Raw genomic sequence first — 22,957 nt, forward strand, 5'->3', positions numbered from 1 at the left:
TTCCACCTCTTATAGCTATACAGCCCTTTAAATTAATCGATCTCTGCTACTTGCTGTTTTAATTGAGCAAAGATATCTTTAACTGGCATAATCCTATCGACTTTTCTCATATTATTGCCAGAGAACACCAACCCCGTTTCCACATCACCTTGTTGTGCGCGAGAAAGAGCACGGATAATGCAGAATTTATGGGAACAATGTTTTAAACAGTTATCACACACCGTTGGAGGCGCTACAGTACCATCTAAAACAGATTCAGCAAATTTGTTTTTTATTGCTTGACCAGGCAAACCAACAGGACTTTGAATCAATACTATATCCTCAGGGTTTGTAGCTCGTACATACATTTTTTTCAATTCATCAGATGCATTACATTCATCAGAAGCAGCAAAACGGCTACCCATTTGAACACCACTAGCACCAATTTTTAACATTTCAACGATATCACGGCCATCTAGAACACCACCAGCAGCAATTACTGGAATGTTTTTTACCGCTGCTACAACTTCGGGAACGATTTCTCGAGCGGAACGATCCGTCCCCAAGTGTCCACCAGCTTCACAGCCTTCTACGATTACAGCTGCAGCACCTAAACCTTCAGAAATGCGAGCTAATTTTGCGGACGAAACAATTGGTACAATAGGAGTACCAGACTCTTTGCCCATTGCGAACATATCTCTTGAAAAACCAGCACCTGCTACTACAAGATCAATGCCTTCTTCGATGGCAGTCTTTACTAAGCCAGCAAATTGAGTTGCTGCTACCATCGCATTTATACCAATAATACCCGTAGGTGATAATTTTCTAGCTAATTGTATTTCGTATCGTAATTCATCGAAAGGCAAGCCCGATGCCGCAATAAGGCCGATACCACCTTCATTTGCAACGGCTGCTGCCAAGCGAGCTGTAGACAATCTAATCGCCATACCACCTTGAATAATAGGTACTTTGGCCACTAGATTCCCAATGCGAAGTTCAGGGAGCTTCACTATCAAATCCTCCTGTAAATAAAACCGGTTGGGAGGCCACTCGGCCTCCCGTTCGGTTGAATTGTTAGCTTTACAGCTTATTTAGCAGAATCAATATATTCTACTGTATCCTTAACGGTTTTAATTTTTTCTGCAACGTCGTCAGGGATTTCAACATTGAATTCTTCTTCAAATGCCATGATCAATTCAACGATATCTAAGGAGTCAGCGCCTAAGTCGTCGATGAATGTAGAATCAATGGTAACTTCAGCTTCATCAACGCCTAATTGTTCCACAACGATTGCTTTAACTTTATCGAAAGTGTTCATTAGTGGTTCACCTCCTTTCAAAGTGTATTTATATATAGTCTAATTTTACAACTACATTACCATGCCACCATCAACATTGATGACTTGACCCGTAATATAATTAGCAAAATCGCTAGCAAGGAATGTTACTACTGTTGCTACTTCTTCAGCATCAGCCATACGGCCCAATGGAATTTCAGTAACCATAGCTTCTTTAACTTTTTCTGGTAATACATCGGTCATATCTGTGTTGATAAAGCCTGGAGCAATAGCATTAACTGTAATACCACGGCTAGCCAATTCTTTAGCACAGGACTTAGTAAAACCAATTACGCCCGCTTTAGAAGCAGCGTAGTTAGTTTGACCAGCATTACCCATAACACCTACAACAGATGTCATGTTGATAATATGACCAGAACGTTGTTTCATCATGATTTTAGATACTGCTTTAGTTACTAAGTATACACCTTTAAGGTTGATATCAATTACAGCATCAAAATCTTCGTCTTTCATTCTCATCAACAAACCGTCACGCGTAATACCCGCATTATTTACGAGAATGTCAATGTGACCAAATTCTTTATGAGCTTCTTCCACCATGGAAGCAACTTCATCAGCATTTGCTACATTAGCTTTAAATTTAATGGCTTTTCGGCCTAACGCTTGTACAGCTTCAACAGTTTCTTGTGCTGCACCTTCGCTACCGCTATAGTTTACTACAATATCAGCACCAGATTGTGCTAGATTGATAGCTACAGCGCGACCAATGCCACGGGATGCGCCAGTTACAATGGCTACTTTACCCTCTAAATGCATTTTATCGAACCCCCTTCAAAAATTCAAGCGTTTTCTCTAAGGATGCAATGTCTTCAACATTAGCTAATTCCATATCTTTGTTGATCTTTTTAGTAAAACCTGTGAGTACTTTCCCAGGCCCCACTTCAACAAAGCGAGTAACACCAAAGTTTACCATTTCAGCTACACAATCTTCCCACAAGACAGGGTTAGCGGCTTGAGTAACTAAGGACTCTTTAATGTCATTTGCATTAGTCAAAATCTTGCCAGTAACATTTGCAACTACAGGAATTTGTGCATCACACACTTGGATCTTATCCAACTCTTCCTTTAACCGAAGAGCTGCGGGTTCCATCAAACGGCTGTGGAATGGAGCACTTACCGGAAGCATTACTGCGCGTTTTGCTCCTGCTTCTTTCATTTTTTCAGCTGCTGTTTCCACCGCTGCAGTTTCACCGGCAATAACGATTTGTCCAGGGCAATTGAAATTAACTGCTTGTACAGAACCTACAGAAGCATTTACATCTTCACAAATTTCTACAACTTGCTCACGAGGTAATGCCAAAATTGCTGCCATAGCGCCTTTACCCAATGGCACAGCTTCTTGCATATATTCACCGCGTTTATGAACTACATATACTGCGTCTTTAAAGTTCAATACACCGGCTGCTACTAGAGCACTATACTCACCAAGACTATGCCCGCCTACGATGTCAGGCGTAAAGCCTTGTTCTTTTAGAATTTCATAACAAGCTACGGATGCAGTCAAAATAGCTGGTTGTGTATTTGCTGTTTTAACGAGCTCTGTATCAGGACCTTCGAAGCATAATTTACTGATAGAATAACCAAGTGCCTCGTCAGCTTCTTCAAAACGTTGTTTCACAATAGGGTACGCATTATACAAATCTTGTAACATGCCTACTTTTTGAGAACCTTGACCAGGAAAAACAAATGCCGTTTTCATTAGGGGCCTCCTTATTTACTAAGACCTTGAAGATTCTTAATCACAGTTTCAGCTTCAGTCATAATATCTTTAATGATAGTTTCACATGGTTTAACATCTGTTAACATACCAGAAATTTGACCGATCATTACAGAACCTTCTTTTACATTACCCTCAATAGCAGCTAAACGAAGTGTACCAGCACCTAATGCTTCCAATTCCTCTTTAGATCCACCACTGAATTCAAGGGATTTATATTTATGAGCTAACGCATTATCTATAATACGTACAGGATGACCTGTTGTTAAACCAGTCATAACTGTAGCACGATCTTTTGCTTTCAATACAGCGTTTTTATAATTTTCATGGGCAATACATTCTTCGGATAATACGAATCGTGTCCCCATTTGTACCGCTTTAGCACCTAATGCAAATGCCGCAGCCATACCACGACCATCTGCAATACCTCCGGCAGCAATAACTGGTACATCTACAGCATCAACTACTTGAGGAATTAATGCCATAGTTGTAATATCACCTACGTGACCACCAGACTCTGTACCTTCAGCAATAATTGCATCAATACCACCACGTAATAAGCGCTTTGCTAGTAATACTGATGCAACTACAGGAATAACTTTTGTACCAATTTCTTTCAAAGCGGGAACATAAACACCAGGATTACCTGCACCTGTAGTGATAACAGGAACACGTTCTTCCACGACTACTTCCATAACCTCTTTTACAAATGGAGACATGAGCATGATATTACAGCCAAAAGGCTTACTAGTGCGCTCTTTTAATTTATGGATTTCATTACGGAAAATATCAGGAGGCATATGACCAGCACCAATAATCCCAAGTCCACCAGCTTCAGAAACGGCTGCCGCTAATTCTGCAGTACCGAGCCAAGCCATACCACCTTGAAAGATTGGATACTCAATCTGCAATAAATCACAAATGTCAGTCTTAATCATCTTGATGTGTCCTCCTTAATACCATTTCAAGACCAGGCTTGCCCATGTTAGGCCTGCACCAAATCCTGCAAACGCAACATTATCACCGCGTTTGAAACGTCCCTCGCGATTAGCTTCATCAAGTGCAATCGCTACAGACGCGGCAGATGTATTACCATACTTATGTAAATTAACAAAAACTTTTTCCATTGGCAGATGTAAACGTTTGGCTGCCGAATCAATAATACGAATATTCGCTTGATGAGGAATGAAGTAATCTAATTCGTTTAACTCCATACCAGCGCGTTCTAAGGATTTTAAAACCGTACGCCCCATCGTTTTAACGGCAAATTTATATACTTCAGGGCCATCCATATGAATAAATGTTAAGCCCTCTTCTACGCGTTGATCATTTGCCACCACAGCAGTGCCACCTGCAGGAATGCAAAGCGCTGGTCCGCCAGTGCCATCGGCGCCCATGTCAATACCTTTAATGCCATAGCCTTCAGGTACTTCAGATACTACTGCAGCCCCAGCACCATCACCAAAGAGGATACATGTACCACGATCATTCCAGTTTACTCGACGGGAAAGGATTTCCGCCCCCACGACGAGTACTTTTTTATAAATACCAGAACTAATATAACTAGCGGCAGTAATCAATCCATATACAAACCCAGAGCATGCCGCTTGTAAATCATAGGCTGCAGCGTTTTTGGCGCCTAAGTTCGCTTGCAATACACAAGCTGCCGAAGGAATAATCATATCTGGTGTTAAGGTAGCAAAGATAATCATGTCGATTTCCTCTGCAGTGACATTAGCCATTTGCATAGCTTTTTTTGCTGCCTCTGTCGCCATATAGGATGTATTCATACCTTCCGGTGCAATGCGTCGTTCTTCTATACCCGTACGCTCTCTAATCCATTGATCATTGGTATCAACCATTTTTTCAAGATCAAAGTTTGTTACTACATTGTCAGGAAGGAAGCTCCCAGTACCAATGATTCCTACAGGTTTATTCATCATAGTCATACTTTAAGGCTCCTTCAATATCCATCGTTTCTCTTATGTGTTGAATAATTTTACGCTCTACTAAATCACTAGCAATTTCAATAGCAGTTTTTATTTCTTTTGCTTTAGAACTACCATGAGCAATCATGAATACCCCATTAACTCCCAAGAGCGGAGCACCACCATTTTCTGTGTGATCCAAACGTTTTGCCATCTTTTTCAAAGCTGGCTTTACAAGCATAGCTCCTATCTTGGCGAAAATACTTCCTGCCATGATACTATCCTTTACTAATTGCGTAAGACCTGTTACTAAACCTTCCGCAAATTTAAGTACCACATTGCCTACGAAGCCATCACATACGACAACATCAACGGCACCTTTAGGAATATCACGACCTTCAATATTTCCTTTAAAATTGATAGTCTTCATACCCTCCAAAATCGGATACGTCGCCAATACGACATCGTTCCCCTTTGTGGCCTCTTCACCAATATTTAACAATCCTACAGTAGGATTTTCTTTTCCTAATAAAAGCTTAGCGTATTCAGACCCCATTAAAGCACCTTGTACAAGATGTTTAGGTTTACTATTAGAATTTGCACCAGAGTCTAACATAACTGTTATACCACTTACCGTTGGCATTGGAGTTGCAATGACAGGGCGGTCAATGCCCTTAATGCGACCGAGACCAAACAAAGCCGCTGCAACAGCAGCTCCCGTACTCCCCGGAGCAATTACAGCATCACAACGATTATCGCGAACCAACGAAGTAGCGACCACAACAGATGCATCTTTTTTCTTGCGCAATGCTTGACCTGGATGTTCATCCATGCCGATTACCTGGCTAGCATGATGTACAGAAATACGTGGATTCTTAGCTTCATTATTAGCTTCTAATATATCAAAAATTTGCTGCTCATCGCCGACGAGCACCACTTCAATGTGTTGATTTGCTCGTACGGCTTCAATGGATCCAAGTACAGTCTCCATTGGAGCAAAGTCGCCACCCATGGCGTCTATTGCAATTTTCATAATTTACACCCTATTCTCTACGGATTCCATAATAAATTTTGCGCGAAACACTTCTTTTATTTTATCTCTTATTATAACCCAAATAAAGAACTTATTACCTCGGCGACGAACAATTTCTGCTTTCGCTACCAAATTAGTACCAGATCCTACCGGGTTTTTATATTTTATATTTCCAACTTCCGCAGAGCAAACAGTCGTCCCCATAACCACTTTTGCAAGGGAATTTGCTTGCGCATATAAATACTGCGGTTCTACATATCCGAATTGATCTTCCATATCAGCCGTAGTACGCAACATAGATAATGCTTGGTGCCCCTCGGTGACATCAATCAATTCGCCAACCACTTCATATGATACATGTTCTGCCATTTCATGTGATTGACCTGTAGCCATAACACGAATGCGTTCACGCAATTCAGGAATACCCAATTCTAGTCGATCGAGACGAATTGTTGGCACACTTACACCAAAGTGTGTTGCCAATTCTTCATCAGTAAGAAATGGCGTAATATTCAGTTTTTCTTGTAACTGCTTCTGGCGCTCTTGCTTCTTTAACCGACTCATGGGACCACCTTTTATGACCTAGTATTAATATTACATCCTAAGTATATACAATAATTCCCTTATTGGCAAGACTTTTCATACATATAGTAAGATATTTTCATAGCATATACAAAATATAGTTGTTTTTTTATATTTTAGTATTATTGTTTATAAAAAATAAAAATGTGTCACCATCTTATAGAATAATCTTACTATAAAATAGTGACACTTGTTATTGATAACGAAACATATAAAAATATGAGTGTATATTTTGAAAGCATATAAAAAAGACGCCTACAAAGTAGGCGTCTCTCTCTGCTCACATATTAAGCATTAGCTACTACTTGTTCACCTTTATAGTGACCACATGTAGGGCAAACACGATGAGGCATCTTAGGTTCGTGGCATTGTGGACATGCTACATAACCAGGAGCTTCTAATTTCCAATTAGCACGACGACGATCGCGACGGCATTTAGACAATCTACGTTTAGGTACTGCCATTATCTGCACCTCCTTAGTACAATCATTAGGATAATCTATCATCTTTCTCATCAAGCAAAGCACGTAACTCTGCAAATCGAGGATCCACCACAAAGGATTCACAAGAACAAGGTGAAACATTTAAATTTGCTCCGCAATGAACGCACAATCCTTTGCAATCATCCTGACATAACACTTGAGAGGGCTCATTGATGATTAATGTATCCCTAATTAGTTCAGTTAAGTCAATTTCTTCTCCATCAAAAGAATTCACATCATCTGCAGCATCTCGACAATCACTAAAGATTTCCTCAAAGAAATCTTTTCGATAATGTTCTGTGGTATTTAAACAACGGGAACAATCATAATCGCCTTTAGACTGAATCGAACCTTGAACGATGTAATTTTGACCATCAAACCAAAACTCACCACTAATGGTTATATCATGACGGCTCCAAGGAAAAGCAGTTACGTCACCAAGCTCAGAGGCTGATATCGTATAGCTATAAGGAAATTTCTTTCCTATATGTTCTTTTGCTTGCTCTACTTGCAGTTTCATAATCTTACCTCGACTCATAATATTATAAACATGACATGGTGCTTTGTCAAATAAAAAAGACTATCTCAAGTGGACTCAAGATAGCCTTTTGGTAAGTCAATTACATTTTTTCGAATTGGTCTTTACCAACACCGCAAATTGGGCAAACATAATCAGCTGGTTGATCTTCGAATTTTACGCCTTCAACAGCTTCGTCATAAACCCAACCACATACTACGCATACATATTTTTCCATGTGTATTTCCTCCTTCACTTGAAAATTATTGTTTAATGTTTATCTTTAATTAATTCAGATACTCTATCTGTAATGTAGTATATCAAAGACATCGAAACTTTTCAATACTCATTTTCTTATTTTCTCATTTTTTATAATATTTAATAATCATAGATACTATGCGGTTTTCTACTACTTAACTCATTTGAAATATATTATCATTTAGTTTTTTATCTTTAGACTACTACTGAATATTTTATTTTAATCTAATAATTGGAAATTAATTTTGAAAGCATATTGTTTAAATAAATAACTATAATAACCTTATCTAAGGTGTACATAATTACTATATTATACTATTATATAGAGAAGAGATTATGTGACTACATATAATCTCCAAATAATATTACGCTTAATCTCTTTAGTATATAAGTATATACTGATGAATATTCTTGACTTTATTAATACTCTAATTTTATATAAGAAAATAAAATCATTCTTATATAAAATTCTCGTATAAAGGTATAATAAAGTTTCAGTAAATCTAATTGTTATCATAGGAGGCTTTATGAGAACAGCGTTAACACAACTTTTACAAATCGAATACCCTATCATCCAAGGTGCTATGGCTTGGGTATCTGAACACAAACTAGTTGCTGCCGTAGCTAATGCAGGTGCTACAGGTGTAATTGCTCTTGGTGGTCGTGATGCAGAATGGACGCGCAACGAGATTCGTGCCTGTAAAGACTTAACGGATAAGCCTTTCGGAGTCAATCTCATGTTAATGGCTCCCAATAAAGACGAATTAGTGGATATTATCATTGAAGAAAAGCCTGCATTTGTAACACTTGGAGCAGGCAATCCTGTACCATATATTAAACCATTGCAAGATGCAGGCATTAAAGTTATCCCTGTTGTCCCATCTCTAAAACTTGCTAAACGCATTGAAGAAGCTGGTGCTGATGCAATTATTATTGAGGGTATGGAAGCTGGTGGACATATTGGTAGCCAAACAACCATGTCCTTGATGGAAAATATTTTACCTGAGATTTCCATTCCTGTTGTTGTAGCAGGCGCTATCGTAGATGGTCGTGGTATTGCAGCAGCATTGTTGATGGGTGCTGAGGGTGTACAAATGGGTTCCCGTTTTTTGTTAGCTGAAGAATGCCAAGCCCACATAAATATGAAAGAAGCAATTATCAAAGCCACAGATACAGACTCTGTTGTAACGGGTCTCCTCTCCGGTCACGGTGGAGTACGTAGCTTGAAAAACGAATTCACTACACGTTACTTAGCTGCCGAAACAGATGGTGTCACTACTCCTGAAGAACGCACCAAAATGTCCCAAGGTACTAACAAACGTGCTGCTATCGATGGTGATGTTATAAATGGTGCTGTACAAGTTGGACAAGGTTTAAACCGACTTACTACTATTGAACCTGCTCACACTATAGTACAAACAGTAATGAACGAAGCTATCATGTCTATTCGTAAAGCACAACGTCTTATTGAAATCGTATAGTTAATAAATTAGGAGTTCCTTATGTTACCATTTCACGGAAAATACCCCAAATTAGATCCCAAAAGTTGTGTTATGCCTGGTGCAGAACTTGCAGGTGATGTTGAACTAAAAGAATATGCTTCAATTTGGCAAAACTGCGCACTTCGCGGTGATGTAAATAAAATTGTAGTAGGTCGCTATTCCAATGTACAGGATAACTCTGTATTACACGTTGATGACGACAGGGCTTGCATTCTTGGAGATTACGTAACAATTGGCCATGGTGCAATAGTACACGCTAGTACCATTGAAGATAATGTATTAGTTGGAATGGGCGCTATTGTATTGAGCGGTTGTCATATTGGCTCTGGCTCTATTATTGCTGCTGGTGCAGTCATAAAGGAGAACACTGTAATCCCACCTAATTCTTTAGTTGTTGGAATCCCAGCTCGCATAGCTCGTACAGATGAAACGCAAATCGAACGTATTCACAATCAAGCACTAAAATATAAACACTTGTGGACTGTAGAATATGGCATGCTTCCTGATGCGGGTGGCGAGGAATACGATAAGAACGCCAAAATCGTATAATTACATATACATTAAAAGCGGATAGCTGATTAACTCAACTATCCGCTTCTTTTCTATATATTATATTTAACTTTTATTAACTGTTATTTATTGCTACTTAGCGCTATTTAATTTTGATTGAATAATTTGCTCTACCATAAGGGCTGTCCCCATTGTTAAAGCTATAGGAAACAACATCTCTACAGAGAAACGAGATAATTCAAGCATAAATACACAAGATGTCATAGGCATTTTTTGTGCAAGGCCTAAGAATACTACGGCCCCCACAAAAGCAGACATTCCCAAAGATACTGGCGCTATAGCAATAGCCCATACGGTACCAAATACGATCCCCAAAGTACTACCTAACATCATAGATGGTGTAATACGACCACCATATGCACCAGCGGCCAAAGCAAGTAAAACAGCTACCCATTTGGATCCAAATAAACCCAATGCATATGTCCATGTGATATCGTTCGTAAAAGTCAACTCATTGCCTGCTTTACCATTTCCAAGAATTTCAGGAAAATACATAGCTAAAACACCAATTAGTGTAAATGCTACGATAGAAATGGGAATCATTACAGGACTACTACGATGAATGGCGGGTAGCTTACTTTGTGTAATATTAAATAAAACAACACCAATTGCAATAATAGCGCCTAAAACGATAGAAAACTCTACATAATGACTTCCCAAACTGGGTTGTGCCATTGTATATTGTATAACATCTCCTACACCAGCTTGTCGCGTCACAAATGTAGCCAAACCACAACATAAGAGGGCTGCACTCATAGCCCGTATATTCCAAGTAAGAAGCAAAGTTTCTAATGTGAAAATTGCCGCAGATAATGGTGAATTATAAACTGCAGCTAAACCAGCGCCTGCAGCACATGCAATTAATAATTGACGGTCTTCTTGTTTTATATCAAAATGTTTAACTAAAAAGGTAGTAATACCAGCGCTAGCCTCACGTGGTGCAACTTCTCGACCTAATGGAGAACCAATACCTACCGTAATTATTTGCAGTGTTGCATGTAAAACAGTAGTAATTGGATTCATATCCATTTTACCAGAAACTGCCGTTTTTATATCTACAACGCCTTTACCATATCTGTGAATCAAAACCCAACCTACGCCACCTATCACGCCACAGACGATTAAGGGTATTAATCGTTCTATCGGTGATACTCGGGCCACAGCTGCACCAAAGCTCAGATGATCAGCAGAGGAGTAATTATATACGAAATGTTGGATTCCATGTAATAAATACGTATAGGAAGCCCCTACTAGCCCTGCTATAAAGCCAACTATAATAATGAGTCCTATAAATCGTTTATCATATATCATATTTACTCCATCGCTAATACAATTTCCCCAGCCGCTAATGTCTTTTTAACATCAATGATACGCTGATTTGAAGAACCTCTGAAGCGCAAAGCAGGATCCTTAAGTTCATCTACAAAGCGGCCATCTACGAGAATGTCGATTTCTTGTAATAAAGCACTTCGCAACTCATCTTCTAAGATATCATCTATTTCATAGCCGGAATAGGCCCAAATCTTCTTTTTTGGCGCCGCTGCTCGAACAGCTCTCACCACCGGTAATAAGCCTTGTACATTTTGAAATGGCTCCCCACCTAATAATGTTAAACCTGAACATGTAGGATTCTTCACATAGGAAACCACTAAATCTGTCTCAGCTTGCGTCCATACCTTACCAGCATTAAAATCTTGGTATTCTTCATTAAAACAATTATAACAACAATGTGTACAACCTGTTACAAATATAGATGTACGAATCCCTTCTCCATTGGCAATATCATATTGTCTTATTTGCCCATATCTCATCATAACCTCCATAGTAGTGCCTATCAACTTTAATCAACACTATATAGATATATTTCAATTTCTCATATATACAGTAAAAGCTGTGCCTTAGGCACAGCTTTTACCATTTAAAACTATCGTATTTAGAACTAAAATCGTATCCCACATCATTAGATGTCTATGATAATTATATTAATCTATATAACAGTTTATCTTAATATGCTTAATATACAGGATAATTATTAAAACTATACCTCTAATAATCTTAAATGTGCATTACACGATCTTTAATTTCCTTTGTGCGCCCTTCATTCCAGAAGTTTTCGCCAAGGTATCCACAAGTACGACGGATAACAGTTAATTTATCGCGATTTGTATTGTGGCAACGAGGGCATTCCCACTCGTTATGTTCATTTACCTTAATTTCTCCATCAAAGCCACATTCGTGACAATAGTCAGACTTGGTATTAAATTCAGCATAAGAAATATGATCATAAATATATTGAATCATAGTCAAAACAGCTGGAATATTATTAGTCATATTAGGAATTTCTGCATAGGAAATACAGCCACCTGTAGATTTCTTTTGGAACTCAGATTCAAAGGAGAACTTATCAAATACATTAATCTCTTCTCGTACGCTTACATGATAACTATTAGTATAATAACCCTTATCCGTAATGTCCTCAATAATACCAAAACGAGCGCGATCCAAAGAAGAGAATCGATGGGTTAAACTTTCAGCAGGTGTACCATATAATGCAAAGCCCATGTTATGTTTAACTCGCCATTCATCAACAGCTGCATTTAAGCGATCCATAATCTTCATCGCAAAAACGCGACCTTTCTCGCCTGTATTCGATTCACCGGTAATTAAGCGAGTTGCTTCATAAATACCAATATATCCCAAGGAAATAGTCGCATAACCGCCAGTCAAGAATTTGGCAATTTTCTCGCCTTTTTTAAGTCTTGCAATAGCACCGTGTTGCCAATGGATTGGTGACACATCACTCACTACGTCCTTAAGTAATTCATAACGAAGCATTAGCGCTTTTTCTGCCAACTCAAGTCGTTTATCTAAAATTTCAAAATATCGTTCTTCACTACCGCGGGCTAGAATGCCAATTTGAGGTAAGTTTAAACTTACTACACCAATGTTAAAACGTCCATCAAACTTGTATTCACCATTTTCATCCTTCCAAGGAGATAAGAAGGATCGACAGCCCATAGGACTAAAGACATTACCTGAGTAGTTTTCCTTCATTTTCTTTGCAGAAATATAGTCAGGGTACATGCGCTTAGCCGTACATTGTGCTGCCAATTCAGTTAAGTAATAGTATGGACTATCTGGTGTTACATTATGCTCATCAAGAACATAAATCAACTTAGGAAAGGCTGGTGTAATATATACATCGGCTTCGTTTTTTACACCTTTAATACGTTGGCGCAAAATTTCTTCTGTAATAAGAGCCGCTTCCTTCGCGTATTCATAGTCTGGTTGGAAATACATAAATAATGTAACAAATGGAGATTGACCATTTGTGGTCATCAATGTATTGATTTGGTATTGAATAGTTTGGATACCATCTTTAACCTCTTTACGCGTACGTTTCCACGCTATTTCACGAGCCTTTTCCATATTAGGCTCCATGCCATAAATCTCAACTTGCTCTTCAATAACATTATTGAGGATTTTTTCATAAGATTTACGTACAAATGGTGCCAAAATACGGTCAATACCATTAATACTTTGACCACCATATTGACCAGATGCTACTTGTGCAATGATTTGTGTTGTTACAGTACAAGCAACTTGGAAAGACTTAGGTGTATCGATTTTCTTACCATTGATTACTGTGCCATTTGTAAGCATATCTTCCAAATTAATCAAGCAACAGTTAAACATAGGTTGAATAATATAATCCATATCATGGAAGTGGATAGCTCCACTATCATGGGCTTCCAAAATATCGGTAGGAATCAATTTACGACGAGCAATATCCTTAGATACTTCACCAGCAATTAAATCCCGTTGGGTAGATACAATAGCAGCATCCTTATTAGAATTTTCATCAAGAACACTGATATTACTACGATCTAATAAACCAATTACATCATCATCAGTTGTATTTTGACGGCGTTTAAAAGCTTGAACAGCTTTGTAACCTTCATAGGCACGTGCCGTTGCAGGATTATGATACTCAATCAACTTATAATACACTTGATCTTCAATAGCATAAATTGTCATGTCTTTTTGAAGCTTAGTAGCATATTCCTCAATTTCATTTGCAATACGCTGTGCCAAGCCCTCTTCGTACAACCCAGTACTACTATGTTCAGCTTTTTCAATAGCCAAAGCAATCTTGTTTTTGTCGAATGGTACCTTCGTGCCATCACGCTTAATGACCTGCAACATATTGGCAACCTCCCCATCTTGTTACTGCCAAAATATATGTTAAGAAGTATAAAAAGTATGTCTAATCACACTTTTTATAAATTTATATGTAAAAATGTAAAGAATTATTAGAAAACCCCTCTATTTTTACTGCCCTCTCAGTATACTATATATGGTGGTTGTTTTCAACCCTAAATACAATATAAAGTAAAAATAGGTTCCTCTATCTATGCCAATATGACATGGATAAAAGAACCTATATAAATTATAATGCAAAGCCAAATAGACGAGTTAAGAAATTACCCTTTTTCCCCACCCAACTAGATGGGACAGAAGGATAAAATGTGCGATTAGCTAAGAGGTCGCGTTCATTAAGATGGATATTTGGCAACAAATCTTTTTTATACGTATTGTCTAATTCAGAAATTGCTTCCACATAACCTTGGTACGCCTCAACATCACAGCCATCGCTGTAACCAGTACCAAAGAAATGAATTAAACCATTTCGATATAATTCAATGGCCCTATCATAGTTAGCGTTACCATGATCAAAAGATGCCATATTACATTGAATCAAAATACCTCTATCAACCCATGCTAGTAATTGTTCAGGTTTAGTAAATAATTGTCCATAAGTTTCTACTTCACTAATAATAGGTACAAGCCCCATATCTAGTAGACTTAATAACCACGCATTAATATGATGCACTTTGCTATTTTGTGGAAGAGCAACTAATATAAAATGGCTATCTCCCAACGTATATTGATTGCGATGAGAAGCTATATATGCAACCATTTCATCACAAAGCATTACGCGAGCTCCACTGTGAATAGTTATATCTACTTGTTGCTCCTTAACCATAACTTTTACTTCATTAACTAAAGAGTTCATAGCATTCCATGTGTTCAGATCCATAGATACTGTTACATCAGGCGTACTAAAAATATCTGTAATACCTTGTTCAGACAAGGACTTAATCATTTTTACTGATTCTGCCATTGTTTGAGGCCCTTGTGGACCTAACACAGCTGGCAAAATGCAACCATGTAAATCAACCACGCGACTCATAATCTTTCCCTTCTACTTTCGATTTTCTTTTCAAAACCGACCTCTTTTATAAAGTTCATGTTCTTCTCATTTAAGTTTATAATTCATTTTATATTCACGATTATAACAAGGGACCAGTCGCTTGTATAGTGGTTTTTCTATAAAAATAAATAAATTATTATATGTTCATTTAATACATTTTTTATATATTCATTTATTCTTCATAAAATATGACCCATAATCTCTACAATTATGAGTCATATTTTACACATTATTATATTAATAATTATTTAATTTTTAAATGTACTTTTATCTTTTATCATGACTAATATAATAAGTTAATTTCACTACCGATATACCGATGATTATACCAACTGTATCAATCAGTACATCAGACAGTTGAGAGCTGCGTCCTAGAGAAAATAATTGTATAAATTCATCTAGACTAGCTATTACTATACCCACTCCTATTGTTTTTACTACTGTGCCATATTCAATATAGCGGCGTAGAACTACATATAAAACACCACCAAGGATTGTGAACTCTGTAAGGTGGGCTAATTTTCGAATAATCCTATTTAAGGCCCATATATTTCCGTAAAAGCCTAATTTATTAGCTATAGGGGCAATCCACTTTGCAAAAATAAGACTAAACCCATCAGAGGTTCCTCCATTTTGCAAGGAATTATCCCATATAAAAAACACAATTAGACATAACACAATATATAGTATCCAACGTTTCATACTACTCTCCTAAACGCCACAATACATATAGCTGTATTAATCTCTATCAAAAATATCTCTTGTATAAACTTTATCTTTTACACCTTCTAAGCTACTATCCCAGCGATTAGCTACAATGACATCACTAACACGCTTAAAATCTTCAAAATTACGTATAACTGGCGAATTAAAGAAATCTTCTGCATCTAGTGTAGGTTCATATACTACCACAGCAATCCCTTTCGCCTTAATACGCTTCATAACACCTTGAATGGCTGATGCTCTAAAATTATCAGAGTTCATCTTCATGGTCAAGCGATAGATACCAACAATTTTCGGATTTTTAGCAATAATAGTATCTGCCACATGATCTTTACGTGTTCTATTCGCATCGACAATGGCAGAAATTAAGTTTTGTGGTACATCATTATAGTTAGCTAATAATTGCTTTGTATCTTTTGGCAAGCAATAACCACCATAACCAAAGGAAGGATTATTATAAAAATCTCCAATACGAGGATCTAAACAAACCCCCTTGATGATTTGACTTGTGCTAAGGCCACGTACTTCAGCATAGGAGTCTAACTCATTGAAATACGCTACACGTAATGCTAAATACGTATTAGCAAACAATTTAATTGCTTCCGCTTCCGTAGAATCAGTATATAATTGTGGAATATTTTCTTTAATAGCACCTTCCGCTAGTAATTGGCCAAAACGACGTGCTCTGTCAGAATCCTCGCCCACAACAATACGGGATGGATGTAAATTATCGTATAAGGCTTTACCTTCACGCAAGAATTCTGGCGAAAAAATTAAATTCTCCGTATTAAATTCTTTACGCATTTGTACCGTATAGCCTACCGGTACAGTTGATTTAATAATCATTACTGCATCAGGATTAATCTCTAGCACAGTTTTAATAACTTGTTCAACAGAAGATGTATCGAAAAAGTTTTTTTGAGGATCATAATTTGTAGGTGTCGAAATGATAACATAATCTGCACTGTTAAAAGCTTCTACTGGGTCAAGTGTAGCTTTGAAGTTTAACTCCTTAGTAGCTAAATACTCTTGCAATTCAGCATCTACAATAGGTGTCTCTTTGCGATTTAACATATCTACTTTTTCTGGGATGATATCGAGGGCCACCACTTCATTGTGTTGAGCTAACAACACACCATTGGAAAGGCCTACATAACCTGTACCAGCAATTGCAATTTTCATTTATTTGCCCTCCATCATATAGAAATCTTTATACCATATGGCAAAACGCTTTAACCCTTCTCGTAAGGTTGTATTAGGTTTAAAGCCAAAATCTGCTTCTAACGCACTTGTATCAGCATATGTAACAGGCACATCCCCTGGTTGCATGGGTACTAATTCTTTATGCTCCTCAAAATTATAATCTTCTGACAATACGCCAGCAGAAACCAATTCCTCTGAAAGAATGCGCACAAAATCAAGTAAATTTTCTGGGTTGCTATTGCCGATATTATAAATAGCGTACGGTGGAACCGGCAAGCCATCCGCACCATTGCGACGCTCTGGTGCAGTAGACATAACCTTAGAAACGCCTTCTACGATATCATCGATATAGGTGAAATCACGCTTACAATTGCCGTAGTTAAAAATTTTAATTGTCCCACCATTACGTAATGTATTTGTAAAACCAAAGTATGCCATATCTGGACGACCTGCAGGGCCGTATACAGTGAAGAAACGAAGCCCTGTGCTAGGGATGTTATATAATTTAGCATACGAATAAGCCAATAACTCATTTGACTTTTTTGTAGCTGCATAAAGAGATACAGGATTATCTACTTTATCATCTATAGAGTATGGGATTTGTTTATTTGCACCATATACAGAAGAAGATGATGCATACACTAAATGCTCTACACCTCTTTCACCATCGTCATAAGAATGACGACAAGCTTCTAGAATATTATAAAATCCAATAATATTAGACTCGATATAGGCGTCGGGGTTAGTGATAGAGTAACGAACCCCTGCTTGAGCTGCTAGATTCACTACAACTCGTGGTTTATAGATAGCAAAAATTTCATCAACAAAGGACTTATCTGCAATATTCCCTTTTTTAAAAATCCATATATTCTTATTATCTTTGCTAAGTTCATCAATCTGTTGCAATCGATACTCTTTCAATGCTACATCATAGTAATCATTAACAGAATCTATGCCAATAATTTGAGTCCCTTCTGCTTCAGATAAAAGAGACATAACTAAGTTAGCCCCTACAAATCCAGCGGCACCCGTTACAAGGATTACCGTGTTGTTTAAATCTACATTTTTTGAAAGCATATGTACTCCTTTCATAGTTCTGTTAATTATGTCGTTTTACTTTACTTAAGACTTTTTTATAGCCAGAAGCAATAATTATGCGCTCAGATGGAATGACGTATAAAATAGCCACATATAATACAACACATAAAAGCATACAGACGACGGTCCACCATACTGCATCATAGAGATGTAAAATACTATAGGCAATTAACCCAACTATAGATGCTGTAATGAGATATACACTGATATTAGATATTATGCGAAATGCACTCATATTGACAAATAAAGCCAGTAGCAACATAGAAGCCACTAGCATTTCCATTCTTACTAACGATCGAGCATATACAAAGGTACTGAAATCATATTGAATACAAATATAGATAACTGGTATTAAAACTACTAGATGTAATATTTGAGCCCAAAATGATAGATTAGGCATCCCTTTTGCACGAAATATTTCGGAAATCAAATTAGCTGTTACAGTCATAATAGCCGAACTCAATGCCCAGGAACCTAATACAATGCCCGCTAACGTCCATTGTGGCCCTAGTAAAAGCTGAACAACAAAGTCTTGAAATACAAATAAGCCTACACCTAGAGGTACCAAAAATAGAGCCATATAGCGTTGGAATGTAAAGAATGTATTCGAAAAGGCCTGTTGATTATTTTGCACACGACTTAAAGCCGCGAATAATACAGGAGCCAAAGATGCTGTAGCCATAGCCATTACAGTCGTAACAATAGCCATTGGCATCTTATATATACCCAAATAATAGGCATCTAAAAAACGGCTAATAATGAATGTATCCACCCAAGCAGTGAGCCATATAGAAAATGCTTCAGCTAAAGACCATGCACTATAGTTAAACATGTTCATAAAGACGCGACTACTAAAAAACAGATGAATTTGATTCTTCCGACTCTTTAATAATGCCAACGCCGTAAATAACTGAGACCCTAGCATACCAGCAATTAAAGACCAATAATCGTACCCCATAAGCGCCATTGGTATAGATATCAATATAGGTGTAAGAATTGTTATGAGCCTAATATTTAAAAGAAACTTGAAATTAAAATCTCTTCGATACAATGCCATTTGGACACTACTAAAAGCAGATAAAGGAATCATAGCGCCCATCACGGCTAAAGGTATACCTAAGCCATCATTACCTACTAATACGGCCAATTCATCACGACCGATTATGATAGCGCCCCATAAAACTAGAGAAAACACTAGGTTGGCAATAAAGGCCACATCTGTGGCCTCTTGCTTATCTTGGGTACTTTCAAACTCATGCTGAACAAGAAATTTTTGAAAACCCGCATCAGCAAGCATTTCCGCAAAAGATATAACCATCATAATCGTCGCCAATATGCCGAATGCAGTCGGTGCTAACATATGAGCCAATATTATATTTGTCAGTGGTGTGATAAGCTTTGCCAAAACCTCTGTAATAACAGACCATTTAGCAGCAGCTACGATTTTAGTATCCATTATTTCTTATTGATATTCTTAATGCCTCTCAAGAATAGTTCATGATGAGCTTCACATTCCAAATAATTTTGTATTGCTAAATAACTCGTTTTGCCCAAAATAAGTTCTACCAATTTTCGGCCCAATAAAGCATTAATAGCGCGTACAATAAATGATCTACCTAAAAACTCACGCAAATAACGTTTTACATGTGTATCAGAAAAGGCCTTATATGCTTGAGTCACAAAGTGAGGGTCTTTAATTTCTTCACTACGTTTTCTATAAGCCTCTAATGTTTCTGTAGCTTCAACTTCTGTAGCTAATCGTGTACCATTATCAGTTCTACGAATAGGCAATTCAGACACCACAAAATCATCCTTAGTTACATCTACAGTAACTAGTATTGCATCTTTCACAAATTCCTGATGATTTACATAAAAGTCGGAATTAAAAATAAAGTTTCCCTGTCCATAAATGATAGTGCCCCCCTGGTAATCTTCGCGAGACCCTACACAATGATTATGTTGACAGATAACGAGATTCGCTCCACTATCGACAAATTTACGGCAATATCTCTGTAGCATAGGAGATGGATAGCGATAGAATTCCTTGCCGCCGTGATATAGAACGATGACGTAGTCGCATTGTGCCTTTAAAACTTTTACTTCGTCAAAGCTTTCTAGCACATCAAAAGGATTAGCCCCCATTGTATGACAAGTAGCCATAGTAAACTCGTTCTCTGTACAAAGATAGAATCCAATACGTATATCATCTTTTTCAAAGATAAATGGCTTCTTAGCCTCTTTCAAATTAGCTCCAGCTCCAGCATGAGCAATCTTATGCTGCTTCAACAAATTTAATGTTGTCGTCAACCCTTCCACCCCTTGATCTAAGGAGTGGTTATTAGCCAGTGTTAAAAATAACGGCTCTAATGCCTTATATCCATTAATTGTTTTTGTAGGCGCAATTAAATTATTACCAAATTTTACGATGGGTGTCTCTATATCAGTAAGAGGAACCTCTAAATTGAAAACATTTAAATCCGATTGCTTCAAAATTTCATAAAGCTCTTTTCCTACAAAAGCTTCTCCATTACCGTTTTCAAATAATGTTTTATTAATATCCGTAGGAACTAAATCAGCCCCGATGTACATTCTCAAGATGTAACCACTCTCCTAATTCATAATCCTTTGACATAGGACGAAATCTTTCAAATCCAGCACCAGGAAAAAATGTTAATTCTCCAATAAATATATGCCCTTTAATTTCATAAAAATCAACACGCAAAAATGGACACCCTTTGCTAAGCTCCATCGCAACCTGTTGCATTTCACCATATGTATCTGGCTTTGGAAACTCTGTAGGTAACGGTGGATAATGTCCAAAATGAATTCCCATAGGATTCCAATCGATATCATAGAAGTTCATACGCGTTCCTGTTTTAGAAAAACGATTAGAACATACTACTGTTAACTTTGGTTCACCATGAAAGCAATACATCTTATAATCTAATATGTCATTGCTACCTAACTTCGACAAATATTCCTCTCCGATAATACGTCGAGGAACATTCTTATAAGGCCACTCTCTAGCAATACGTGAATAATCCCGTTTTAAGAATGTTCTTAATTTAGCTTTTGCTGCTTCCCAATCAAGTGTTGATTTATCTTTACAAATAACGATGCCTCCACTATCATGTGTACATTTCAAAACGAATTGATTAGGCAATCTATCAAGATCAATATCATCTACAGAGTTCCATACGGAAATCGTAGGTATTATATACTGATTTCCTACACGTTGAGCAATAAAATGTTTAGCTTCATGTTTATCAACCATCACTGTTTGTATTGGGTCTCTAAAATTAACCTTAAGCCATTGTAACTTTTCGCTGAAAGTTTTTGGATTTTCTAGATCTAAAGGGTATCCCATATACTTAGGAAATACCTTCTTCAAAAAGTCTTCATCAGACAAAGAGTCATAATAACCCGATTTAATTAATACCCTCATACGATAGTAAGGTTTTGTTAAAAAGGACATGCCAACATTACACAATTTGCTGAACTTCATGTTTTCGTCCTTTCCGAAGCAGTTGCACTTCTAAATAAAACAACATCATATAAAAATAAGTGCTCTTACTTTCATAAGAAACCATACCCATATCCATAACAATCTGTGAAAGGAATAGAATGAGTACCATTATATATTCATTATTATGGATATCACGATAGCGAATTAAATTATAAGCCACATAGAGATACATTGAATAATAGGCTAGTAAACCAATGACACCCGTGCCAGCTAATAACTCAATATAATTGTTATGCAAGTAGTAATTATCTTTGCCATACACGAAAAAAGTATATACAGATGGATTATTGATACCTACACCAGTTATGGGAGATTGATAAAATAAGTCCCATCCAATATCTACCAAAGCTAACCGAATAATAGTGGATGAGTCCCCCCCTGTGCCTGTAAAGGCTTCTACCATGTTAGACATTCGGTCTAATACTTCAGAGAACATCGGCAATTGCAATACCGCAATACCTATAATGGTAAGACCTAATAAGGAACCAATAATTTTTACAATAGAATTGACCGCATTAGCACTACGAAAACTTTTAAAAATAAAGAGTAATACTGTACCAACACCGACAAAAACTAAGGCCTTACGACTACCTGTAGCCGCTAAAATACCAAGTGTTGGTAATGCAATAATATGCCACCAACGAGGACGGTCGTATAGCATATAATACAAGGTCATAACAATAGCATTGGCCCCCAATAGCCCTACCGTATTCGCATTCAATGCATCATTAGCAATACGTGCTGAGGATGATAAAACAGTAATAAAATAATCTAAACCATAGAAATAAACAGTATAGAAACAAACTATATAGCCTGTCCACATGCCAATCTTTAATAATGTATCCACCGACTTCTTATCTTGATAACACATGTATAAAATGATGAGCATAAAGAATATCTTGACCATATCAAAACTTCGGCTCATAGCTACGGAAACATCTGTGGCATTAATCGCACTTAGATAACAAGCACCAATAAAAATTAACATATAAGCATGCATCCAATTAAACCGCAGTTTTATAACACCCTGTTCTCGTATAAGATAAAAAATGATGAGGCCAAATAAGCATACAAATAATACATACGCACCATAGTTCGCTTCGCCAAGGGCAAAGGAAATGGTCAACGACAACACTAAAAAGATTAGAGTTATGAACCATATCATGCGATCAGCAAGAGCCGTAATATTTAACTTCAATGGTTCTCC

Annotated in this window: 24 protein-coding genes; 2 read left to right on the forward strand and 22 right to left on the reverse strand. The window is 37.3% G+C overall.

What is annotated here, in order from left to right:
* Nucleotides 1-32 precede the first annotated feature (32 nt).
* From HMPREF1865_RS01480 to HMPREF1865_RS01530, 11 genes are all read right to left on the reverse strand, one after another.
* Nucleotides 33-989: an NAD(P)H-dependent flavin oxidoreductase gene (locus HMPREF1865_RS01480; protein WP_008600668.1), complete on the reverse strand. Its 957-nt coding sequence runs from the start codon at nucleotides 987-989 to the stop codon at nucleotides 33-35.
* Nucleotides 990-1,066: 77 nt separating this feature from the next.
* Nucleotides 1,067-1,297, reverse strand: coding sequence for an acyl carrier protein (locus tag HMPREF1865_RS01485; protein WP_004693441.1), 231 nt, complete (start codon nucleotides 1,295-1,297; stop codon nucleotides 1,067-1,069).
* 51 nt (nucleotides 1,298-1,348) lie between these two features.
* Nucleotides 1,349-2,092: a 3-oxoacyl-[acyl-carrier-protein] reductase gene (fabG, locus tag HMPREF1865_RS01490; protein ID WP_021148004.1), complete on the reverse strand. Its 744-nt coding sequence runs from the start codon at nucleotides 2,090-2,092 to the stop codon at nucleotides 1,349-1,351.
* A gap of 1 nt (nucleotide 2,093) precedes the next feature.
* Nucleotides 2,094-3,035 (reverse strand): ACP S-malonyltransferase, encoded by a 942-nt coding sequence (gene fabD, locus HMPREF1865_RS01495; RefSeq protein ID WP_060918969.1) that lies wholly within the window; start codon nucleotides 3,033-3,035, stop codon nucleotides 2,094-2,096.
* An 11-nt stretch (nucleotides 3,036-3,046) separates the two neighbouring features.
* Nucleotides 3,047-3,991: an enoyl-[acyl-carrier-protein] reductase FabK gene (fabK, locus tag HMPREF1865_RS01500; RefSeq protein ID WP_008600662.1), complete on the reverse strand. Its 945-nt coding sequence runs from the start codon at nucleotides 3,989-3,991 to the stop codon at nucleotides 3,047-3,049.
* Nucleotides 3,992-4,006: 15 nt separating this feature from the next.
* The gene (locus HMPREF1865_RS01505) at nucleotides 4,007-5,002 is read right to left on the reverse strand and encodes a beta-ketoacyl-ACP synthase III (RefSeq protein WP_012864189.1); all 996 of its coding nucleotides are present in this window, start codon (nucleotides 5,000-5,002) and stop codon (nucleotides 4,007-4,009) included.
* Nucleotides 4,986-6,014, reverse strand: a complete 1,029-nt coding sequence (gene plsX, locus HMPREF1865_RS01510; protein ID WP_004693432.1) for a phosphate acyltransferase PlsX — start codon at nucleotides 6,012-6,014, stop codon at nucleotides 4,986-4,988. Before plsX ends, HMPREF1865_RS01505 begins: the two co-directional genes overlap by 17 nt.
* A gap of 3 nt (nucleotides 6,015-6,017) precedes the next feature.
* Nucleotides 6,018-6,578 (reverse strand): transcription factor FapR, encoded by a 561-nt coding sequence (fapR, locus tag HMPREF1865_RS01515; protein ID WP_004693429.1) that lies wholly within the window; start codon nucleotides 6,576-6,578, stop codon nucleotides 6,018-6,020.
* 305 nt (nucleotides 6,579-6,883) lie between these two features.
* A complete protein-coding gene (gene rpmF, locus HMPREF1865_RS01520) occupies nucleotides 6,884-7,060 on the reverse strand; it encodes a 50S ribosomal protein L32 (protein WP_004693428.1) in 177 nt (58 codons plus the stop codon).
* 25 nt (nucleotides 7,061-7,085) lie between these two features.
* Entirely contained in the window at nucleotides 7,086-7,598 is a 513-nt protein-coding gene (locus HMPREF1865_RS01525) for a YceD family protein (protein WP_004693424.1), read from the reverse strand.
* Between the two features lie 100 nt (nucleotides 7,599-7,698).
* Nucleotides 7,699-7,833, reverse strand: coding sequence for a rubredoxin (locus HMPREF1865_RS01530; protein ID WP_004693422.1), 135 nt, complete (start codon nucleotides 7,831-7,833; stop codon nucleotides 7,699-7,701).
* A 547-nt stretch (nucleotides 7,834-8,380) separates the two neighbouring features.
* Here HMPREF1865_RS01530 and HMPREF1865_RS01535 point away from each other — a divergent pair.
* Both HMPREF1865_RS01535 and HMPREF1865_RS01540 read left to right on the forward strand, forming a co-directional pair.
* The gene (locus tag HMPREF1865_RS01535) at nucleotides 8,381-9,334 is read left to right on the forward strand and encodes a nitronate monooxygenase (protein ID WP_012864188.1); all 954 of its coding nucleotides are present in this window, start codon (nucleotides 8,381-8,383) and stop codon (nucleotides 9,332-9,334) included.
* A gap of 21 nt (nucleotides 9,335-9,355) precedes the next feature.
* Nucleotides 9,356-9,904 (forward strand): gamma carbonic anhydrase family protein, encoded by a 549-nt coding sequence (locus HMPREF1865_RS01540; RefSeq protein ID WP_004693416.1) that lies wholly within the window; start codon nucleotides 9,356-9,358, stop codon nucleotides 9,902-9,904.
* A 93-nt stretch (nucleotides 9,905-9,997) separates the two neighbouring features.
* Here the strand turns inward: HMPREF1865_RS01540 and HMPREF1865_RS01545 are convergent, their stop codons facing one another.
* The 11 genes from HMPREF1865_RS01545 to HMPREF1865_RS01595 all read right to left on the reverse strand — a co-directional run bounded on the left by HMPREF1865_RS01545 (nucleotide 9,998) and on the right by HMPREF1865_RS01595 (nucleotide 22,948).
* Complete coding sequence (locus HMPREF1865_RS01545) at nucleotides 9,998-11,236, reverse strand: chloride channel protein (RefSeq protein ID WP_012864187.1); 1,239 nt, start codon at nucleotides 11,234-11,236, stop codon at nucleotides 9,998-10,000.
* Nucleotides 11,237-11,238: 2 nt separating this feature from the next.
* Nucleotides 11,239-11,736 carry an anaerobic ribonucleoside-triphosphate reductase activating protein gene (nrdG, locus tag HMPREF1865_RS01550; RefSeq protein WP_012864186.1) on the reverse strand — a complete coding sequence of 166 codons (498 nt, stop codon included), beginning with the start codon at nucleotides 11,734-11,736 and terminating at the stop codon, nucleotides 11,239-11,241.
* Nucleotides 11,737-11,980: 244 nt separating this feature from the next.
* Complete coding sequence (nrdD, locus tag HMPREF1865_RS01555; protein WP_004693410.1) at nucleotides 11,981-14,131, reverse strand: anaerobic ribonucleoside-triphosphate reductase; 2,151 nt, start codon at nucleotides 14,129-14,131, stop codon at nucleotides 11,981-11,983.
* 244 nt (nucleotides 14,132-14,375) lie between these two features.
* Nucleotides 14,376-15,179, reverse strand: coding sequence for a tyrosine-protein phosphatase (locus HMPREF1865_RS01560; RefSeq protein WP_004697179.1), 804 nt, complete (start codon nucleotides 15,177-15,179; stop codon nucleotides 14,376-14,378).
* Nucleotides 15,180-15,467: 288 nt separating this feature from the next.
* Nucleotides 15,468-15,902 (reverse strand): VanZ family protein, encoded by a 435-nt coding sequence (locus HMPREF1865_RS01565; RefSeq protein WP_004693407.1) that lies wholly within the window; start codon nucleotides 15,900-15,902, stop codon nucleotides 15,468-15,470.
* A 36-nt stretch (nucleotides 15,903-15,938) separates the two neighbouring features.
* Nucleotides 15,939-17,105, reverse strand: a complete 1,167-nt coding sequence (locus HMPREF1865_RS01570) for a nucleotide sugar dehydrogenase (RefSeq protein ID WP_004696963.1) — start codon at nucleotides 17,103-17,105, stop codon at nucleotides 15,939-15,941.
* Nucleotides 17,106-18,203: an NAD-dependent epimerase/dehydratase family protein gene (locus HMPREF1865_RS01575; protein WP_024061192.1), complete on the reverse strand. Its 1,098-nt coding sequence runs from the start codon at nucleotides 18,201-18,203 to the stop codon at nucleotides 17,106-17,108. It lies immediately after the preceding gene.
* A gap of 22 nt (nucleotides 18,204-18,225) precedes the next feature.
* On the reverse strand, nucleotides 18,226-19,680 hold the full coding sequence (locus HMPREF1865_RS01580) for a lipopolysaccharide biosynthesis protein (protein WP_024061193.1): 1,455 nt from the start codon (nucleotides 19,678-19,680) through the stop codon (nucleotides 18,226-18,228).
* Nucleotides 19,680-20,813: a CapA family protein gene (locus HMPREF1865_RS01585; RefSeq protein WP_230949591.1), complete on the reverse strand. Its 1,134-nt coding sequence runs from the start codon at nucleotides 20,811-20,813 to the stop codon at nucleotides 19,680-19,682. Before HMPREF1865_RS01585 ends, HMPREF1865_RS01580 begins: the two co-directional genes overlap by 1 nt.
* Nucleotides 20,797-21,729 carry an ATP-grasp fold amidoligase family protein gene (locus tag HMPREF1865_RS01590; protein ID WP_060918971.1) on the reverse strand — a complete coding sequence of 311 codons (933 nt, stop codon included), beginning with the start codon at nucleotides 21,727-21,729 and terminating at the stop codon, nucleotides 20,797-20,799. Before HMPREF1865_RS01590 ends, HMPREF1865_RS01585 begins: the two co-directional genes overlap by 17 nt.
* Nucleotides 21,707-22,948 carry an O-antigen ligase family protein gene (locus tag HMPREF1865_RS01595; RefSeq protein WP_060918972.1) on the reverse strand — a complete coding sequence of 414 codons (1,242 nt, stop codon included), beginning with the start codon at nucleotides 22,946-22,948 and terminating at the stop codon, nucleotides 21,707-21,709. The genes HMPREF1865_RS01590 and HMPREF1865_RS01595 overlap by 23 nt, the downstream gene beginning before the upstream one ends.
* Between the last annotated feature and the right edge of the window lie 9 nt (nucleotides 22,949-22,957).

It is taken from the genome of Veillonella parvula (assembly GCF_001553335.1).
Taxonomy (GTDB): Bacteria; Bacillota; Negativicutes; order Veillonellales; family Veillonellaceae; genus Veillonella; species Veillonella parvula_S.

Bases quoted from the DNA above. Each gene is read 5' to 3' on its own strand.
- rpmF (WP_004693428.1), bottom strand. From the start codon at position 7,060: ATGGCAGTACCTAAACGTAGATTGTCTAAATGCCGTCGCGATCGTCGT.
- HMPREF1865_RS01505 (WP_012864189.1), bottom strand. From the start codon at position 5,002: ATGACTATGATGAATAAACCTGTAGGAATCATTGGTACTGGGAGCTTC.
- fabD (WP_060918969.1), bottom strand. From the start codon at position 3,035: ATGAAAACGGCATTTGTTTTTCCTGGTCAAGGTTCTCAAAAAGTAGGC.
- HMPREF1865_RS01525 (WP_004693424.1), bottom strand. From the start codon at position 7,598: ATGAAACTGCAAGTAGAGCAAGCAAAAGAACATATAGGAAAGAAATTT.
- fapR (WP_004693429.1), bottom strand. From the start codon at position 6,578: ATGAGTCGGTTAAAGAAGCAAGAGCGCCAGAAGCAGTTACAAGAAAAA.
- HMPREF1865_RS01585 (WP_230949591.1), bottom strand. From the start codon at position 20,813: ATGTACATCGGGGCTGATTTAGTTCCTACGGATATTAATAAAACATTA.
- nrdD (WP_004693410.1), bottom strand. From the start codon at position 14,131: ATGTTGCAGGTCATTAAGCGTGATGGCACGAAGGTACCATTCGACAAA.
- HMPREF1865_RS01535 (WP_012864188.1), top strand. From the start codon at position 8,381: ATGAGAACAGCGTTAACACAACTTTTACAAATCGAATACCCTATCATC.
- HMPREF1865_RS01575 (WP_024061192.1), bottom strand. From the start codon at position 18,203: ATGCTTTCAAAAAATGTAGATTTAAACAACACGGTAATCCTTGTAACG.
- HMPREF1865_RS01580 (WP_024061193.1), bottom strand. From the start codon at position 19,680: ATGGATACTAAAATCGTAGCTGCTGCTAAATGGTCTGTTATTACAGAG.
- HMPREF1865_RS01565 (WP_004693407.1), bottom strand. From the start codon at position 15,902: ATGAAACGTTGGATACTATATATTGTGTTATGTCTAATTGTGTTTTTT.
- fabK (WP_008600662.1), bottom strand. From the start codon at position 3,991: ATGATTAAGACTGACATTTGTGATTTATTGCAGATTGAGTATCCAATC.
- HMPREF1865_RS01545 (WP_012864187.1), bottom strand. From the start codon at position 11,236: ATGATATATGATAAACGATTTATAGGACTCATTATTATAGTTGGCTTT.
- fabG (WP_021148004.1), bottom strand. From the start codon at position 2,092: ATGCATTTAGAGGGTAAAGTAGCCATTGTAACTGGCGCATCCCGTGGC.
- HMPREF1865_RS01560 (WP_004697179.1), bottom strand. From the start codon at position 15,179: ATGAGTCGCGTGGTTGATTTACATGGTTGCATTTTGCCAGCTGTGTTA.
- HMPREF1865_RS01485 (WP_004693441.1), bottom strand. From the start codon at position 1,297: ATGAACACTTTCGATAAAGTTAAAGCAATCGTTGTGGAACAATTAGGC.
- nrdG (WP_012864186.1), bottom strand. From the start codon at position 11,736: ATGAGATATGGGCAAATAAGACAATATGATATTGCCAATGGAGAAGGG.
- HMPREF1865_RS01540 (WP_004693416.1), top strand. From the start codon at position 9,356: ATGTTACCATTTCACGGAAAATACCCCAAATTAGATCCCAAAAGTTGT.
- plsX (WP_004693432.1), bottom strand. From the start codon at position 6,014: ATGAAAATTGCAATAGACGCCATGGGTGGCGACTTTGCTCCAATGGAG.
- HMPREF1865_RS01570 (WP_004696963.1), bottom strand. From the start codon at position 17,105: ATGAAAATTGCAATTGCTGGTACAGGTTATGTAGGCCTTTCCAATGGT.
- HMPREF1865_RS01530 (WP_004693422.1), bottom strand. From the start codon at position 7,833: ATGGAAAAATATGTATGCGTAGTATGTGGTTGGGTTTATGACGAAGCT.
- HMPREF1865_RS01590 (WP_060918971.1), bottom strand. From the start codon at position 21,729: ATGAAGTTCAGCAAATTGTGTAATGTTGGCATGTCCTTTTTAACAAAA.